Below are 17453 nucleotides of genomic sequence, written 5' to 3'. Positions count from 1 at the left end.
GCGGTTCCGGATCGGGATACCTATGCCCCCGGAACCGGTAGGAGGACTATGGACGCGGACGCGGACGGGGACGCGGAATCGAACGCGGCGACGTTCGGAGGCCCCCACGTCGAGCGGACGGCCGGCGTGGCGCTGTTCGTCGACGGGCCGAACGTCCTCCGCGAGGAGTTCGACGTCGATCTCGACGACGTCCGGGCGGCTGCGACTGCAGAAGGGACGCTCGTCACCGCCCGACTGTACCTCGACGAGCACGCGACGCCGGGGCTGATCCAGGCCGCCGAGGCACGCGGTTACGAGGTGGTCATCACCTCCGGGGACGTCGACGTGAAACTCGCCGTCGACGCCACGCGGTTCGCCGCCGAGGGACGGATGACGACGCTCGCCATCGCCTCGCGTGACACCGACTTCAAGCCGGTCGTCGAGACCGCGAACGGCTACGGCGTCCGAACCGTCGCCATCGCGCCCGGGGAGTTCGGGCGGTCGGACGCCCTCCGCAACGCCGCCACCGACTCGGTCACGCTTGACGGTGATCTGGTGAGCTGATCGCCGGCGAAGCCGCCGTACGGGGCCGAAATACCCGGGTCAGCGTGTTCACACCGTCTCCCCGGACACCGTCTTCCCGCACACCGATCCTCATCATTGATCGATCGGAAAATGTTGGTTCTTCACGAACGTTTATTAGGTATTGGTGCCTTCGGGATGATGATGGCATCCGTAGTACACGGTTGACCTGCGACCAGACACCGACAGCACCGCTTCGGCCCGCCCGACCACGCCGCCGATCGACGCCGATCACCCCGACCCCGATCGGGTCGTCGATCCCGTCGCCCGCGCGCCGGCGACGTTCGACGCGACCGACCGTCGCCGGTTGCCGAACACGGTCGACGACGGAAACGCGTTCGCGGGCGATCTCAGCGGCTCGACCGCAAAATGGAGGGCCGATCCACGATAGGCGCACGCAGTCGGCCGGCGCCCGTGTGTTTCGCGGTCCCGTTTCCGGTTCGCGGCTCGTTTCGGTTCGCCGTTCGTGTTGGTCGTTCCTCGTTTCGAGTCGTCCCGCATTCGTTTCGTCGCGAGCCCAGCCACTACGCTGCCTCGGTCAGCATCGGTCCCCGATCACTCGTCAGTCACTGGTTCAGCGTCGCGCTCGCCGGTCACGATCTCGAACCGGGCACCGCCGTCGGCGCCGTTCGTGGCCGTGATCGACCAACCGTGTGCCTCAACGACTTTCCGGACGATCGGCAGTCCGAACCCGGTGCCGCCGACCGTCGTCGTGACACCGGGGTCGAACAGCGTCTCGCGCACCTCGGGGTCGATCCCGTCCCCGTCGTCCGCGACGTAGAAGCCCCGCCCGTCCGGGAGCGGGCCGACGCGAACCGTGACGTCCTCACCGCCGTCCTCATTGCCATCCTCATCGCCGTTCGCGAGGGTGTTCTCGTGGCCGTGCTCGATCGCGTTCCGGAAGAGGTTCTCGAAGACCTGTTTCAGCCGCTCGGGGTCGGCGTCGACGACGAGCTCGAACGGCTCGACCGCGATCGTCGCCCCCTCGTCGGGGATCTGTGTCCAGCACTCCCGGACGAACTCGGGCACCGAGACGGGCTCGGTCTCGTCGATCGACAGCCCCTCCCTGGACAGCTCGAGGAGGTCGTCGATCAGCTCGTTCATCCGGTCGACCGATCGGATGGCGGGATCGAGGTGTGAGAGGTCGCCCGTCTCCGTCGCGAGGTCCAGACGGCCCGCGATCACCTGCAGGGGGTTCCGGAGGTCGTGGCTGACGATGCTCGCGAACCGGTCGAGCCGTTCGTTCCGGTCCTCGAGCTCCCGTCGGTATCGTTCCTCCGCCGTGATGTCGACGAGCGTGATCGACGTCCCGAGCCGTGCCGCCGCCGCGTAGAAGCTCGCCGTGGACACCGTGTAGTAGCGTGGGGACCCACGATCGGTGATCGCGAGCTTCTCCCCGTCCGTCTCGAGCGCCCCGGCGAGGTCGGGTAACGCGGCCGCAAGCGGTTCCCCGAGGTGTTCGGGAAGCGTCGGGAAGACGGCCGCCGCCTGCGTGTTGTACTCCCGGATCCGGTCGTCGTCGTCCACGACGATCACCGGATCGTCGGTCCCGCCGGTCAGCCGGATGACCTGGAACTCGTCGAAGTAGACGTATCCGACGCCCACCGCGAACGCGGCGACACCGATCGGTGAATAGGTGACCGTCAACACGAGCTCGTGAGACACGCTGAGGACGTCGAGGACGACCGGAATCCCGGTGAGTCCGACCAGGACGAACAGCGGCCGCGTGTTCGAGTCGACGCGGGCGAACAGCTCGTAGAGCATGAAGAAGCCGATGAACGCGAGCGCGTAGGCAAGCCCCATCGCGACCCAGTGGAGCACCCCGGGGACGATCTGCAGGTAGCGAAACGGTCGCGTGGCCACCGCCGTCGAGAAGTAGTAGCCGTGGATCGGGTTGGTGACCTTCACCGCCGCGACGACGAGGAACATCGCGACCGCCGCCAGCCGGACGGTCGATCGCTTGTGGAGCGTGCGCCCGGTGTAGGCCGAACAGAAGTAGAGCCAGGGGCCGATCGCCGCCCAGCCGACCACGAGGCCGCCGACGTAGAAGGCGTACCGGAGCGCGTCGGTCGGGGAGACGAGGTACCCGACGTGCATCCCGGCCCAGCCCCCACACAACAGGAGAAACCAGGAGAGCCCGCGCCGCACCGCCGGGTGCTGTACCCGCGAGACGGCCCGGAGCGACCAGAGACACGCCAGTGCCGACGCGGCGAACAGGAGGACGTACAGCCAGAAAAGCTGTATCGATCCGAGCGAAAGCGGCATGTCTCGATCTGAGTAGAGTGGTTCCCGCGACCCTCCTTGAACCTGTGGATCACAGCGACCCCTGCGTCGGAGCGAACCTCGGGATCGACGACACGACGGTCCCACGACGATTTGACGACGGACGAACGGGTGATCCGGATGTACGGCGTCGGGGCGGAGCGAACCCCGCCGACGTCGACGTATCGGGAGTGGCCTCGGCACTCATTCAAGTTAGAACCAACCTTAGATATAAAAATTCTGATATTAAATAGAATAGTATGAAATCAACCGATGAAATCGACACACATGGCAGACAAAGGCTGGAAAGAACAAATCGGACTCGCAGAGGATACGGACCAAGTTATCATTTACTGTAAATGTAGACACAAGGATGAATGGACACGAGAAGCCGAAGAGAAGGGGTACTCCAGTCGGAGCAAGTACCTCTATGAACTCATCATGGAGGCACGTAGGGCACGCGAAGACGACTTCTTTACCGAATCTGGTCACTCGGGGGAGGAAGAAGAGCTGAGAGAACGAATAGACGAACTCCATGATGAGATCGGACGGCTCAAGAAGAGTTCAGAATCAGACACCGAACTAGTCACTCCGGATGTCGTAATGGGGGAACTTGACGAGAATTATCGCTCTCTCGACGACCTTGTCGCGTCCGTGCTCCAATCAGACCGCGTATCGGATTACGTTAGAAAAGAGGTCGAGGCAATCCTGTATGACCTCATTGACACGGATAGGGCACAGTACCAGATGGGCCACGGATGGCGCCACGTTCCGGAGGGTGATGCATAGATGCCCAACGAATGGGAGAAGAAGGTATTCAGGAACAAGCACGAGGAGATTAATCAGTTTCTCGAACAGAAGGAAACCACGGGCCGAAGTCCACGGACGCTGAACGCCTATAGTCGAGTGCTCAAGAAGTTCTACCACGAGCACTTCCCGGACAGGACACCGGCTGATACCACGGTTAGGGATATCGAGGAGTATATGCGTATCCTGAACGACCGCGAACTCAGTCGGAATACGAAGCGTCGGTATCTGGAGAGTCTATCCGCCTTCTTTAGTTACGCAATGAAGCGGCCTCGCTTCGAGGAGATTACAGGTAATCCGGCTGCCGTGGTGCTGGAGGAGATACCCAAGGAAATCCGTTCTCGGCCGGACTGTGCGACGTGGGAAAATGCGAAGAAAATCGTGCAGTCGATCTCGAAGCCGAGGGATAGAGCCATAGCGATGCTCATGGCGAAAACGGGCTGTCGGCTTACGGAGGCGTTGGAGGTCAAGTTGGATGGTTTGATGCTCGAGGATGGCTTCATTCGGCTCACGCAACGGAAAGGTGGCAAACAGACTGTCGTTCCAGTTGACGAGGAAACTGTTCGAGCGATCCGCCGTTCACAGTTGGTCCGAGGAGACGACGAGGATGATTATTTGTTCGTGAGCATGCGAGGCAATCGGGTGGGTCGTGAACAACTCCGACGTAGTATCCGAGAAGCCGCAATCGAGAGCGAAGTGATGGACGAGGGTGAGACACGGTTCGAGCGAAAGTTCACGCCACATACATTCCGGACGGTGTTCACGACATTGATGCGGCGGCAGGGAATGGACGACAGGATTCTCCAGTATATCAGAGGCGATGCAGAATCCGAGACGATGGATATCTACACGAAGGTTGACCGTGAGGAGGTGAGAGAGCAGTATCTTGACTGTATCAAACCCCTCGATTCGTAACCGAAATTCACTCATTTTCCATGGCAACGGTACAGGCTGCGGACTTCGCTCTTCGCAGAATATGTAACATTTATTATGACCGCGGTCGTTGCCCTCGGTCTCAACTACCTCCACACCGGCTCAGTCACACTGACCTTCCTGATCGGGTTCGAGTTCGTCACCCTCACGCTGCCATAGTAACCAAATAGCTATACTTTCACCACGCTTGGCGACGACTTTAGTGCATTTACCCATATAAACGATATATGAGCGACGATTCAGGCAGCGACTCCAGCAACGACTCCTCGAACGACACGTCCTCCGGCGACACTGGCCGCGACGCACTTGCCGCCAACAAAAACCGGAGTGCTGACGGAGAACGCTTCCAAGCTGCCAACAGCGCTCAAAAATCCGGCAACGGCGAGACCACACGCCGCGAGAATGCAGGCATAAAAAACACGAGCAGCTCGGACTGGGAAACGCAAGAGAAAAGCGCCGACAAGAACCCCTCCGGCGGCAACGAGACCCCCTCGGCCGAAGACATCTCCATCCCCAGCAGCGTCGACCCGGATGCCCCCGCAAACTCCAGCGGAGACCAATCCGACACGTCCAGTAGCTCCGAGAGCAGCGAGTAACCCAGACCACCTATGGCGAGCCTGCCGGGAAGCCCGATCTTCTACGCCGTCCTCATAGCCCCCGGCTTCGTCGCCGTCATGACAGCCGTCTCCCTGGCCGCGATCGAGGACGACATCAAACAGTTCGTCCTGCTCATATGGAGTCTCGTCTCCAGCCTCCTGATCGACGCCCTGTTCATCGGCGCCTATCAACAATTCGTCGAGCCCATCACCTCGTTCTCCCAGTTCCAAGGCATCCTATTCGATCCCGCCTTCCGCATAGATTACATCCTCGTCATCTTCGCGGTATCCCTGTTCGTCGGCGTGCTCTATGCAGCGGCCATTCTCATCGATCTCCCGGGGATTCTGCGGGGCATCCTCCAGTCAAAAATGCAGATTTCGTACTCCCGGCAACAGCCGTGGGAGGACTACCTCAAACACGCCGACCAGGTGATGGTCAAGACCAGTGATAACCAGCTGTACATCGGCGATGTCAGCGGATGGAGCCGTGCCGGTCAGCAGAAGGAACTCCGGATTAGCGATCCGGATCGGTACAACGAGAACACGAAGGAGTTTGAGGAAGTCGGCGGACTGGAGCAGCTCTTCCTAGAGGATGATATTCAGCGTATCACCGTGTTGAAGCACGACCAGATCCTCTCTATCCGAGAACGGGTCTGGGGTGGACTGGTTGCGTTTGGGAGCTGGCTCGATCCCAGGGATTCTTAGCGGGATCGTATTTGACTTCAGTGATTTCTTCACGATGAGAGAGTGTCTCCGCTAGCTCCGCAAGATCGAGTTCCTGCTGATAGGAAATCCAGCCGACGACATTCACGATCTCAATGTTCGCCACACTATTGGGTTAAAAAAGACAATGGTACAAAACTTGTCCGGGTCATATTGGTCGACCAATTTCGATTTCCGAACGTTCGGAGTATTGAACCCCTCGGTTCCTGTGGAACCTCTCCCGTAGATCGCTCAAATAGTCACTCAGACGACTCTTCCGCTTCAGACAATTCCTCATCTGTCGCTTCTGCTGTATCGTTCAGAAACGTATCCTGGTACTCACCGTCAACGACCCGGTGTGCCCGGACCTCGTAGTTCAGATGCTCCTGACCGTACTCCGACCGCTCTGGTGGATCGTCCACATACCGGAAGCACTCAACGAAGACCGTGCGTGGATGCAGTCTCTCACGCTGATTGAGCTGGATGACATCCACAGTATTCCAGACCTCCCAGTCCGTCTCCTCAACAAAGCGGTCGATCAAATCTTCTAGGTACTCTTCGCTGGCCTCGTAGTTAGCCGCCCCACCAAGTTCGGCATCATATGTCTCGTGATGAGCGGCCGCATCATCCAGTCGAGACGGCACCACCGGCGCCGACACACCGTGTTCATCTAACGCCTCCTCAACCTGGGCCCGGAGGTCATCATCAGTTCCAGGCGAAAGGATGACGCGATTGATCAAGGCATCCATATCCGCAGACAGGTTGACATGGGACGGATTGTCCGGCCTGCTTTCAGGTGGCATCTCTTGGCCGTCCGTCCGAATTATCGGATTGCCCCCCCGATTAGTGAGTACCCGGAACTCCTGCTCACTGTCAAACGTTCGATGTTTGTAGAAGTACAGGACGTACGGAATCCCTGTTGGCGTAATATCCTCCTCGTAATCCAGGTACCGGACGATACCCATATACAGGTCCTCTTGATCGGGCGCGAGGAACTCCTCCATCTGTCTATACGTGGTCTCGATCGCTACCCCCCGTCCATCCGCGTACGTATCCCAAATCTCTGGGTCCTCATCTGTTCCGAGCCGCCAACAGCTCGCGTAGTAATTCTCACGGGCAGCTTCACGCGCCTGTTCGATTCCGCTGGCAAGATCCATCTCCTCGCCGTTGCTGAGTATCATCGACTCAGTTCGCTCCGAGCGCCGCCTCTCGTGTTCACGGGCTGGCTCAGAGGCCTGTCCTTCGCGTTCTTCGTACCCCTCGGCTTGGCCGGCGCGGAATCCGTTTTCAAGTGTGTCGGCGAAGTATCGGAGGGTCTTGTAGCGGCGGATAATCATCTGATCTGAGGGGATCATCCACTCGGTGTTTTTGCCAGTTACCGGACGGCGGGAGGAATCGCCTGATGTCATTTCCTTCGAGTTATCTTGTTCACTACTTGTAGGCCACGACGATGAGACCGGTGCGAAGTTCGAGAACAATATCTGGAGTGTGTTCAACCACTAGATTTGTGATATATCTCGATATCCTGAGTGGTAGAGAAGAGTCAAATTGCAGCTTCCTGTCACTCTGTCGGGTATTTTTGGGGTTTTTAACGAGTTGGCGTATTCCTTGATCGTAGTACAACACCTTTTTTAAACCCGTATACACGATTCACCATTCAATTATATGACATAAAATCAAATAGATCGATTTTGGAAGAGTTCTGTCAAATTCGTTTAACTGAGGTAGTATATCTTTACGCAACGAACTCTGTTCGGTAAATTCACTCCCAGTAAAATCCGGTAGAATGATCCAGGCCATATACAAAGCGACCTATGCCACCGATAAGAAAGTACGAGAATGAATACAAGCATACCGCTGAAATTACTCTTTTGACTTAAAGAATCGGCGGATATTTGACCTACGGAGGCTTGGTAATCTATCTTCTCTTTGGAATGGTGGCATTCCTTATATACCGTTACATTGCCAAGATTGGTGTAGGGGACAGAAAGAGGCAAGCATACCAAAAAATTATATGTCCGGAATACATTGGTGGGAATGCAGCATGTCCGAGAAACAGCGAACCCTCGAAAATCTGCTCGTAGACGAGCAGGAGATCAGTGAAGAGATCCTCCACGATCTTCTCGCTGATTACATCCGAATTGGCAAACAAAGTGGCGACCTTATTCCACAACAATCCTTTCGGGTACTCACGGCAAAAGAAAAGGTTGTCATCGTGTTGCTTTCACAACGCGCACGACACGAACTCGATATGGTCGAGACCGAGTGGATGACACCGACCGAAATCAGCGATCAGAGTGGTGTCAAGAAAGGTACGATATATCCGACGGTCCGTGAACTCGATAACGATGGAATCGTCGAAGACGACGATGGAAGTTACCGGATCCCGGCTCACGGCCTCCAAGAAGCACGCGAATACATCGACGGAGGCGAGAACAATGAGTGACGAGGTCGAAGAGCTTCGATCTCAGATGAACCAGCTTCAGGAGCGAGTAACTGAACTGGAACGCCGTCTGAACGGTGACGAAGAGCCAGAGGCTGCCGAAGGAATCCGCGAGTTTGTCGAATCGTTCGACCCATCCAGTCATACCGAGAGATCGCTTAGCATAGCGTATTATCTCGAGACGTACCGTGACAAAGAGAAGTTCACTGTTAGCGATATCGAAGACGGGTATCGAGAATGCCGTGTGAAGCCGGCCAGTAACATGAGTGATGTACTCGGCCGCATGGAAGGTCGAGATTGGTTGCTTCGGGACGGAACGAACGGTCAAACTCAGTTGTGGCGGCTTACAGCTACCGCGTTAGAAATCGTCGAGGAGGAGCTCAACAATGGGGCTTAAGGATAAAATTCAGGATCGGATGGTTACTGACCACGAAACCATCCTAGAATCGAACTTTGAGCGAGTAGAGAAGCTGTTCAGACTTCACGAGGACGGAACGATCAATTTGGAGGGACAGTACCGTGATATCGAGGCTAAACTACAGATATTGATTTATTTGATCGGACAGCGGTTTGCTTACGAGGGTGAACTAGCTGAGAGCGATGCTCTCGAGACATCCTTCTTCTATGACCGGATCGATAAAAGTGATCGAACAATTCGGAACTATCTGCAGGAACTCCGCGATGAGGGTTATGTCAAGAAGGAGGGGCAGAGCGAACATCGGCTGATCGCTGAGAACCTTCCCGATGCTCTGGATGAGATTGAGGGGGCCGTCGGAGGTAGCGACGTATGACAGATCGCCTTTACTATCCTCCGGATCATACCGATGAAGTTTTGCGAAAAGCTACCAGCGGCGCATCTACGATTGAAGATCTTGCTGATCTACTTGGCTATACGCCTAAAACAACGTCAAACAAAGTGCATGACCCCGTGGTTCTCGGTTTAATTGAACGTGACGACTACCAACTCTCGGTATCGGAGGATGCACGGAGGGTTGTACAGTTGGACGACACCACCCCTCTAGAAGATGCATTTACCGAACTTCCAGGAGTACAGGAAGTTCTAGATCGGATAGAAGAAGAACCCGTAGATGTCGAAGAGATTGGCCGTCTAATCAGTTTTAATACGGGTTCAAACGCTGCGGCTGAAAGCACTTTCAAAAATTATGGTCGAGTGTATGGCCAATGGATAGATTACCTCGGTTTGGGCTCCTACTCAAATGGCTTGGTAGCAGCAGGGAGTATCGAGAACACTGCAGAAAAAGAGGGGCCTTTGGACAATCCAAGAGGAGCTAATAGTCCTGATGTACGACCAGAGAAGGTATTCGAGATTCTTCCACAACTCGCTCAAGTAGAGTCACGTGAAGAACTCCAAGAACGAGCCGAATACTCAGACCGGGAAGTCTCGAAAATTCTTTCCACCTGCTACGGGTTGGGAATCGCAGAGTCAACTCGCAATGAGCCGGAGTTAACTAATCGGGGTAAAGAGCTTCAGCAGGCGAGTGTGGGGAATCGGAAGCGGATTCTCCGGGAAGCTCTTTTAGAGCTACCTCTGGTTCAAGCCTATTGTGAGAGAGTGCCAGAGGGTGAGTTCAAAAATCAAGAGGTTATGGAGCAGGTGTCAGAGGATTATCTCAAGGGCTGGAGTGAGGTCACCGTCCAAACGCGTGCGAAAAGGGTCTATTCCTGGCTGTTATTCACGGGACTCTTTGAAGAGCGAACGCCGGGATACTTGGAGCCGACCGAGAATTTCGAAGCGAGCGAGTTGGCTGCTCCGTAAGTTTAGATACTGCTCATCAGTTCCTGCGAGGTTGCACGACGCTGAGCAGTGGCACGTATCTCCTCCAGCTCGTTGATATTGAGATCAACTTTGTTTACGCGGCCATCCTTTGATTTCGTCACAATATCTCGTTCGTAGAGCGCATTGACTGCTGATGCTACGTGCCCAGTAGAATTGATGCCGAGTTCGTCGGCAATTTCGTCGTAAGTGACAGGCTGATTTTCAGCCATAATTGCGGTAATAACCCCTTCTACATACCGTGGTGAGGAGGCATCTGTCTTTGCAGCGTTTATCGCGTCTTGAACTGCCTCGTCTTCTAGGAACTCTCGATACGTGGTGATTTCAGTCTCTGTATCCAATTTTGAATCTGTATCTTCTTTTTCTCGGAGTTCCCCTACCGTCTCCTGTAGTGATTCAACGCGTTGACGGAGGCGATCCACTTCTTCTTGTTGCGGGTCAAGGCCTAGTGCCTCGCCCATACGGGTATAAGCCTCTGCCACCTCGTCGATATTCTCGTTAAGACTCTCCAAGCGTTCTGCCTGGTTCGCTGCTTCCTCTAACTCTTCGACTCTGCTACGCAGCTCCTTGTTCTCTTCTCGCAGCTGTTGATTTTCTTGGCGAAGCGATCGAATCTCCTCGTTCTTCTCCTTCCGAATCTCTTCAACCGTTTCTTCAATATTCTTAGTGGAAGTGCTGCTGGAGTCGCTTTGTGCGAGAGCATCAGTAAACCGTTCCGCCAACTCACTCACATCACGGGCCTTCTCTAATTCTTCCTCAAGATCGTCAATCTTCTCTTCCCGTTCTTCGAGTTGCGAACGAAGTCGTTTAATTTCATTCGCCTCAGCCTTCTGGCGTTCAGAAATCGTTTCAAGTTCGGAAACGATGTCCTCGCTAACTGATTTTAGGTCAGGTCGTTCGATCTCTTCGAGTCTTGGAGTTGCGCCTGCGTCAAAAGTATGTTTGCGACGGAACTGAACTCGGTGAATCTGGTCGTCCCAATCAGTATGTAGAAATGCTTCACCGTCATCCAAGTCTTGGACAGCGTCTGCGTATTCAGACCCAAGAACTCTGCGGACAACCTTGGTATCGTTATCCCAGGTGAGGCGGTGCCAAATATGCCAGTCGCACTGAGTGATAAAATCTTTCTTGACGTCAGCAGGGCGTTGAGAGATCCCGCAGAGTCCGAGACCGTGTTTTCGTCCACGTTTTGCGATTTTGATTAGCATCCGGCCTACGTCATCCAATCCGGATTCGGGGATGTACTCGTGGACTTCCTCAACAAGCATCAGGAAGGGTTTCTTCAGTTTTTTTTCTTTGGCGAAAAGGTGGCGGCCCACTTCCTTGATTAGTTCCCTCTGTTCCTCTTTATCGAGGTAGCCAGAGACATCGAGGATGACGGGGATATTTTGCTCAAGAGTTAGTTCAGCGATTTTCTCGGCATGTTCTGGTCCGACAGCTAAGTCGCATTCTTCGTCCGCGCCCAGATGAAGCAGTTCGTACTCTTCCTTTAGTCCGAAGTATTCTCCATCAACGTCAACAATGAGGACGGGGTAACCATCGTCAAGCAGTTCTTCTACAACGACGCTTGCGGTGTTGCTCTTCCCGCTGCCTGATTTCCCCAGAACTACTCCTCTACCGGTCAGTACTTCTACGACTGGGAGGGAATCACCGGCGTCGTTGATTTCGATAGTATCTTTGGAGCTTGTGGATTGGCTCCGGGGTTCGGCCTTGTGGGACATAGGCCAGGCTCTATATACGGTAAATCTTCAGCGCACATAAATTTATCGTCTTTCTGTCATATTGATGGTACTTAAAACCGGTTCCGGGTAAATCACATTCATTCTTTGGGTGGCTCTGATTTAGAATTCATGAAAGTGTCTAAAGAACTATCAGACGATTCATCATCCTCCTCTTCAGCCTCCCCCTGATCCTGATCTTTAGAAGATTTTATTTCCCTTTCTGGACCATCTTGAGAATCTTCTATTTCCCCTACAGAGTTCTCAGAAGTCGGGTTAACGTCAGATACATCGATCTCTTGAGCAAGACCTCGCCGGATCCCTACAATCAATTTTTCAACTTTCGTAGGATCTTCCTCACCAGACAACTCTAAACGAATCTGAAAGGAGCTATCTGGCTCTGAAGCTTGACGCTTGATGTTCTCTGCAGTAGCTTGGTCTGAATAGTCAACCCCTCCCTGATCCCCTTCTGGTACACCCTGTCGATTCGCCTCCTCTTCCGCCTGGTCATCTTCAATGACCTGTTCTACGAGAACCTCAAACTCTTCATCGAGTTCAACGCGGGTCTCCTTGCCTCCTCTCCCAACAATATAGTTACCTAATCCGGCTGCCTCCAACGTGTTGATAAATGTAGTCGCAGCAGAGCCCAACGTGTTCTCACTACCCTCTAAACCTACTGACGTCCGGAATACCTGCAATACATCGCTCTTTGTGATCTCTCCTTTTTGCGCTACCCCATCATCGACTAGATCTTCGAGAACAACATTGTATAATCGATAATCACGAAAACCGGCTTGAAATTGCTCCGCTAACTCTTCAGGATCATCTTTGTTATAGCTAGCTTCAATACCACGTGAAGTCGCAGAAACACCTTCTTCCGATTCTTCTAAAAATCCCAGCCCTACACCATACCGGATATTATCTCGAACCAAGGTTTCACCCTGATCTACCGCCTCATAGAGTTCTTTACGAGAAAGATCACCTTCCCGAAATACCTCACACAACTCAAGGAGATTTTCTACTGACGCATCTCCAGGTGCACTATCAAACCTCATACATTATGAACTATCCTCCTGCAGGTAATCTACCGCTCGCTTAATGTCGTGAGCGGGTATATGATATCCTCCTTGTTCGTCTTCATTTGTGACGAAATCAAGATCGCCCACATTATGGCGGATTGTACTGTCATCCACGTCGAGCAGATCAGCAAAGTAGCCAGATCCCTTTCCAATCCCTTCGTCATCTTCGAGATCGTCAAGAGCTGCAAGTGCTCGTCGGTAGAGAAGTACTGCGGTGAATCTCCGTTTTGTATCCAGCTCATCGAACCCTTGATAGAACCGAGGGTTTCCAGTCTCACGATCGATTGCGATCAGGTCGGTAAGTGCATCTCGGATTCGTTGTTGGTCGATATTATTGGCATCGACGTATAGGTCTTCGAGCGGATCGGATTCATTGTCAGATTGGTCATCTGAACTCATATACGCCGTGAGTCTTACTCTAATAAAATTACTCTTTCCCCCAGAGTTAGGATAATCCTATTCAATATCTGAGCATAATTCCCTACCAGAGAAACGTTCATCTGACATCAGTTTACATGAGACGGCATACAGACCACCCACTCGCCTTGGAGAAACCATGATCTGATTTCTAATCCTATATTCGAAACGAATTAGAGGAGACTCAGAAATGGAATGATCTTGCGAGAGCGAAGTAGAAGGGTCGTTTGGATCCTTAATGTTAGTTTGGTTGCCCTGGGTCAACATAGGGCTGAACCTTTGCATAGGCAGCTAATAAGCCACCGTCGAAATTCGTATCATAACCTCTCTAATGTCCTTAGATGTCCTCATTTGTCTATAAAAGGTAGCGCTGCTATTAGCAGCGGGCCAATCGGCACTCATAGGGCTCGTCGTCGCCGGTGCCGAGCCGGCTCGGAGCGGTCGATCGTCATCGGCCAGGTCGACGTACGTCGGCGTCCCTTTTCAATACCGCCATCGAGCGTCGATCGGGTCGCCACCACGATCGTGGATACGGCCGCAAAAATATATGGAAGTTCGATCAGAGAAGTAGTGTATTCGTACCCATTCAAACTACTTATACGGTTTATAGTGTTTATTAGTGTTTTCTAAACCGGAATAGTTATACAAACGTACTCGAACATCTGATCGTCCACCGATGACCACACACGCTGTTGCCACCGCCGTGACGCTCTATCGATCCCGGACGATCTCGCTCGAGCAGGCCGCAACCGTGGGCGGCTGCTCGCCCGAACAGCTCCGGGCCAGCGCGCGATCACTGGCTCCGGTCGCGACCGATCGCGGTCACGCTCGGGAGTGATCGACGTCGATCGTGTTCGAGCGTGACGTGGCGCCGATCGCGCTCTCCGCGCCCTTCGCGCCGATCGTGTTTTTAATCCAACATCTACGCCGAACGATATATACGGCGTCGGTCGAAACCGTCGGCCTATGGTACTCGGATCGATCGTCAGCTTCGTTGTGGCACTACTCGTCGGCGGCCTGGCCATCTACGCCGGCGCGCGGGTCGTCGTCGACGTCGACGACTACTCCCACGCGGTTATCACCGCCCTGATCGGCGCGATCGCGTGGGCGCTCACGTCCTGGGTCCCGCTCATCGGACCGCTCATCGCCCTCGTCGTCTGGGTCGCCGTCATCAACTGGCGCTATCCCGGCGGCTGGACAAAGGCGGCGATCATCGGGATCGTGGCCTGGATCGCCGCGCTCGTCATCCTGCTCGTGCTCAACGGCCTGTTCAGTCTCGGGATCGGCGCCTTTGGCGTGCCGGGCGCCTGACCGAGCCAGACCGCACCTAACCGGATCGATCGCTGACGCGTGCTCGTTCAACCGTGATCGCCTCCGGCCCCTGCGGCGCGACGGTTTATCACCGATAGCGACACATTGCGTCTCGATGTGTCCTGCAACACATACCGACGACACACACGACGACGGCACCGTTCACGACCGCCTCGAACGCTACTTCGTCGTCTCCGCGCTCCGCTGTCGCGACTGCGGGGATCTGCACGAGCAGGTCCGCGTCGGCGGCGAGACGTACACGGCCGCCGACTTCGCGATCGACTCGCTGGCTGAGTGGCGCCTGGAGATGGACAAGGAGGAGTCGTGGATCCGGTCTCACCGATCGGCGGTCCGGGAGGCGCTTCCCGACCTCGCGGACGACTGGCCGGAGACGGCCGCGGCGGTTCGCGACCGACTGCTCGCGGAGTGATCCGCGGTTTCGGCGACCACACGCGGTTGCGACGAACACAACAGCTATACCCCAGTGCCAGCGAGTGAAACCGACCCGATGTCGAACCCGCCAGACGATTCCGCTCGCGACGGCACGTTGACTCCCTCCCGTCGCCGGTATCTCGCCGGCGTCGCCTCGGCCGCGGCGGCGACCGGCGCGGCCGGCTGCCTCGACGGCTGGGGTCACTCCACCCTCGATCGATCGCAGGCCGACTTCGACCCCGAGCCGCTGCCGGGCGATCGCACGTACCCCGACGACGATGGTGTGACGATGTTCCGGCGCGGGCTGCGCCGGCTGGGATATTACCCCGACGCGACCGTCCCCGACTCCGTCACGGTCAACTGGCAGTTCCCCACGAACTACATCGGCCACACCGCCGCGAAGGCGAGCCCGCGGCCGGCACCCGACGGCGAGACGATCGTGATCCCGGCCGATACGGGATTGGTTCACGCGGTCGGCCCGAAGGGGCGGCATCAGTGGACCCAGCGGACCGGCGCGACGTCGCTCGGGATCCACGGCACCCCGGCGATCGTCGACGGGATCGCCTACATCGGCGGCTACGACGGGGACCTGTACGCCTTCGACGTCGGCACCGGCGAGCAGGTCTGGCGAACCTCCCGGATGGCCTTCGACGGCGCGATTGCGATCGGTTCCAGCCCGGCCTACTGGGACGGGGTCCTCTACGTCGTCGTGGAGTACAACAACCCGCCGGCCGGGACGCTGTGGGCGGTCGACGCCGACACCGGCCGGCCGCTGTGGAGTGACGACCGGCTGTGGGGAATGCCCCACCCGTCCGTCTCGATCGACCCCGAGCACGAGCGGCTGATCACGGCCTCGAACGACGGCGTCTGCTACTGCTGGGAGTTCCCCTCGCTGGCGTTCGAGTGGTCCTTCCAGACCGGCGCGGAGATCAAGGGAACGATCCCCCAGTACGACGGTCGCGCGTTCGTCGGCTCGTGGGACGGGAACTTCCACTGTCTGGACACCGCGACCGGCGAGGACCTGTGGTCCTTCGAAACCGGGCAGATAATTATGTCCAACCCGGGAATCGACCCCGAGACCGGAATCGTCTATATGGGCAGCGACGACGAGCACGTCCACGCCCTGGATATGGAGACGGGCGACGTGGTCTGGTCCCGGGACGTCGGCGGCCACGTCATCGGGTCGGTGACGGTCACGGCCGACGCGGTGCTCGTCGGCTCGTACGACCGGAACCTCTACGCGCTCGAGAAGGACACCGGCGAGATCCGGTGGACGGTCCCGAACAACGGTCACGTCACGAGCGCGGCGGTGCCCCACGACGGCCGGATCTACTACGCCGAACGCGCCGACATCACCGGCTACTGGAACGACGACGAGCCCATGACCGTCCGGGCGCCGGGACACGCCTACTGTCTCGTCGACGACTCATAGCGGCCGACGGGGTAGTTGCAAGGGAGGCCGTCAACGACTCGTCAGGGCTGGCAGGGATGGACCGATCGTCGGTACACGGCCCGACCGATCGACGAAAAGGGTTTATCATCGGCACGAAAATGCGAGGTATGGACGGATATATCGTCGATGTCGAGAACGACGAACTGCTCTCCCCGATCGTCGTGATCGCGACGATCGCGCTGCTCGGCGTCTTCGGCATCGGGTTCCTGTATCAGGCCGCGCTGCTCGTGCTGTAGGTCCGTCGCCGATCGTCGTCGACGGATGCCGGACCCGGAACGGATGCCCGAACCGGTTCTCGACCTTGCGGTCCAGTTAGCCGACTAGCCGCGCCCGAACCGATCCGGCGATCGCGAGCGTGACCTCGTGTGTCGCCACCAGCACCACGACCGCGAGGACGATCGTCGCGGCGGCTCGCGGGGTCGACAGCAGTCCGAGCGAGACGATGAGCGTCGTCGCGCAGGCCGGGGCGTGGTTCGTGTCGGTGGCGATCATCGCCCAGCTCGTGGCCGCGATCGAGATCGTTCCGGACGCGGCGAGCCGAAGTCCGTCGAGTGAGGCGGGTGCCGGCGACTCGACGAGCGTCACCCCGGCGGCAACGAGGAGGTACGCGCCGAGCCCGGCCACCGCGCCGATCAGGTGGCTCCCGATCACGCGGCGGGCCCGGTCGCGACCGCCGTGGCGGTCGAAGGCGAGGACGAACGCCGTGGGGCCCAGACTCGGGAAGATGAACGGCTGTCCGGTCGCCCAGGCTACGCTCCCGAGAACGGTAAAGAGGAAGCTGGCGTAGAGACTCGTGTAGACGCGGCGTCTGACCACGGGCGGGGTTTCGGCTCCGGTGGCAAAACCGGACCGATCGCGGTGCCCTCGGCCCCAGTACCCAGCCTCCGTCCTGTCTCTTCAACACATCTCCGAGCCCACGAGACAGGCAGAAGACGCGTATGAAG

The 17453-nt window shown here is 56.7% G+C and carries 20 protein-coding genes; 14 read left to right on the top strand and 6 right to left on the bottom strand.

Annotated elements, in window-relative coordinates; all coding sequences use genetic code 11:
* Positions 1-48: 48 nt before the first annotated feature.
* The gene (locus OQF70_RS01795) at positions 49-543 is read left to right on the top strand and encodes an NYN domain-containing protein (protein WP_245710191.1); all 495 of its coding nucleotides are present in this window, start codon (positions 49-51) and stop codon (positions 541-543) included.
* Between the two features lie 573 nt (positions 544-1116).
* On the opposite strand, the gene OQF70_RS01790 is transcribed toward OQF70_RS01795, so the two are convergent.
* Entirely contained in the window at positions 1117-2826 is a 1710-nt protein-coding gene (locus OQF70_RS01790) for an ATP-binding protein (protein WP_280535517.1), read from the bottom strand.
* Between the two features lie 285 nt (positions 2827-3111).
* Between OQF70_RS01790 and OQF70_RS01785 the strand changes: the two genes are divergently transcribed.
* The 4 genes from OQF70_RS01785 to OQF70_RS01770 all read left to right on the top strand — a co-directional run bounded on the left by OQF70_RS01785 (position 3112) and on the right by OQF70_RS01770 (position 5864).
* The gene (locus OQF70_RS01785) at positions 3112-3612 is read left to right on the top strand and encodes a hypothetical protein (RefSeq protein WP_280535516.1); all 501 of its coding nucleotides are present in this window, start codon (positions 3112-3114) and stop codon (positions 3610-3612) included.
* Positions 3613-4545: a tyrosine-type recombinase/integrase gene (locus OQF70_RS01780; protein WP_280535515.1), complete on the top strand. Its 933-nt coding sequence runs from the start codon at positions 3613-3615 to the stop codon at positions 4543-4545.
* Between the two features lie 245 nt (positions 4546-4790).
* Positions 4791-5159 carry a hypothetical protein gene (locus OQF70_RS01775; RefSeq protein ID WP_280535514.1) on the top strand — a complete coding sequence of 123 codons (369 nt, stop codon included), beginning with the start codon at positions 4791-4793 and terminating at the stop codon, positions 5157-5159.
* Positions 5160-5171: 12 nt separating this feature from the next.
* The gene (locus OQF70_RS01770) at positions 5172-5864 is read left to right on the top strand and encodes a DUF6338 family protein (RefSeq protein WP_280535513.1); all 693 of its coding nucleotides are present in this window, start codon (positions 5172-5174) and stop codon (positions 5862-5864) included.
* 257 nt (positions 5865-6121) lie between these two features.
* Here OQF70_RS01770 and OQF70_RS01765 read toward each other — a convergent pair whose 3' ends face one another.
* Entirely contained in the window at positions 6122-7270 is a 1149-nt protein-coding gene (locus OQF70_RS01765; protein WP_280535512.1) for a hypothetical protein, read from the bottom strand.
* 635 nt (positions 7271-7905) lie between these two features.
* Between OQF70_RS01765 and OQF70_RS01760 the strand changes: the two genes are divergently transcribed.
* The 4 genes from OQF70_RS01760 to OQF70_RS01745 are packed head-to-tail and all read left to right on the top strand — an operon-like array spanning position 7906 to position 10081.
* Positions 7906-8307 carry a helix-turn-helix domain-containing protein gene (locus tag OQF70_RS01760; RefSeq protein WP_280535511.1) on the top strand — a complete coding sequence of 134 codons (402 nt, stop codon included), beginning with the start codon at positions 7906-7908 and terminating at the stop codon, positions 8305-8307.
* Positions 8300-8701: a hypothetical protein gene (locus tag OQF70_RS01755; RefSeq protein WP_280535510.1), complete on the top strand. Its 402-nt coding sequence runs from the start codon at positions 8300-8302 to the stop codon at positions 8699-8701. The genes OQF70_RS01760 and OQF70_RS01755 overlap by 8 nt, the downstream gene beginning before the upstream one ends.
* The gene (locus tag OQF70_RS01750) at positions 8691-9095 is read left to right on the top strand and encodes a hypothetical protein (protein ID WP_280535509.1); all 405 of its coding nucleotides are present in this window, start codon (positions 8691-8693) and stop codon (positions 9093-9095) included. Before OQF70_RS01755 ends, OQF70_RS01750 begins: the two co-directional genes overlap by 11 nt.
* On the top strand, positions 9092-10081 hold the full coding sequence (locus OQF70_RS01745) for an AAA-associated domain-containing protein (protein WP_280535508.1): 990 nt from the start codon (positions 9092-9094) through the stop codon (positions 10079-10081). Before OQF70_RS01750 ends, OQF70_RS01745 begins: the two co-directional genes overlap by 4 nt.
* Before the next feature lie 2 nt (positions 10082-10083).
* Here OQF70_RS01745 and OQF70_RS01740 read toward each other — a convergent pair whose 3' ends face one another.
* The 3 genes from OQF70_RS01740 to OQF70_RS01730 all read right to left on the bottom strand — a co-directional run bounded on the left by OQF70_RS01740 (position 10084) and on the right by OQF70_RS01730 (position 13295).
* Positions 10084-11820 carry a DUF87 domain-containing protein gene (locus tag OQF70_RS01740; RefSeq protein WP_280535507.1) on the bottom strand — a complete coding sequence of 579 codons (1737 nt, stop codon included), beginning with the start codon at positions 11818-11820 and terminating at the stop codon, positions 10084-10086.
* A 98-nt stretch (positions 11821-11918) separates the two neighbouring features.
* A complete protein-coding gene (locus tag OQF70_RS01735) occupies positions 11919-12872 on the bottom strand; it encodes a hypothetical protein (protein WP_280535506.1) in 954 nt (317 codons plus the stop codon).
* Between the two features lie 3 nt (positions 12873-12875).
* Positions 12876-13295 carry a hypothetical protein gene (locus OQF70_RS01730; RefSeq protein WP_280535505.1) on the bottom strand — a complete coding sequence of 140 codons (420 nt, stop codon included), beginning with the start codon at positions 13293-13295 and terminating at the stop codon, positions 12876-12878.
* Between the two features lie 694 nt (positions 13296-13989).
* Between OQF70_RS01730 and OQF70_RS01725 the strand changes: the two genes are divergently transcribed.
* The 5 genes from OQF70_RS01725 (at position 13990) to OQF70_RS01705 (ending at position 16745) form a co-directional block, all read left to right on the top strand.
* Positions 13990-14151 carry a hypothetical protein gene (locus OQF70_RS01725; RefSeq protein WP_280535504.1) on the top strand — a complete coding sequence of 54 codons (162 nt, stop codon included), beginning with the start codon at positions 13990-13992 and terminating at the stop codon, positions 14149-14151.
* A gap of 128 nt (positions 14152-14279) precedes the next feature.
* Complete coding sequence (locus tag OQF70_RS01720; RefSeq protein ID WP_280535503.1) at positions 14280-14624, top strand: hypothetical protein; 345 nt, start codon at positions 14280-14282, stop codon at positions 14622-14624.
* A 115-nt stretch (positions 14625-14739) separates the two neighbouring features.
* Positions 14740-15054, top strand: a complete 315-nt coding sequence (locus tag OQF70_RS01715) for a hypothetical protein (protein ID WP_280535502.1) — start codon at positions 14740-14742, stop codon at positions 15052-15054.
* A 78-nt stretch (positions 15055-15132) separates the two neighbouring features.
* Positions 15133-16488, top strand: coding sequence for a PQQ-binding-like beta-propeller repeat protein (locus OQF70_RS01710; protein ID WP_280535501.1), 1356 nt, complete (start codon positions 15133-15135; stop codon positions 16486-16488).
* A 128-nt stretch (positions 16489-16616) separates the two neighbouring features.
* The gene (locus OQF70_RS01705) at positions 16617-16745 is read left to right on the top strand and encodes a hypothetical protein (RefSeq protein WP_280535500.1); all 129 of its coding nucleotides are present in this window, start codon (positions 16617-16619) and stop codon (positions 16743-16745) included.
* Between the two features lie 76 nt (positions 16746-16821).
* On the opposite strand, the gene OQF70_RS01700 is transcribed toward OQF70_RS01705, so the two are convergent.
* On the bottom strand, positions 16822-17325 hold the full coding sequence (locus tag OQF70_RS01700; RefSeq protein WP_280535499.1) for an HPP family protein: 504 nt from the start codon (positions 17323-17325) through the stop codon (positions 16822-16824).
* Positions 17326-17453: the final 128 nt, after the last annotated feature.

It is taken from the genome of Halopenitus sp. POP-27, from assembly GCF_029889855.1.
Lineage (GTDB): Archaea > Halobacteriota > Halobacteria > Halobacteriales > Haloferacaceae > Halopenitus > Halopenitus malekzadehii.
This window is presented reverse-complemented; position numbering and strand designations above follow the sequence as displayed.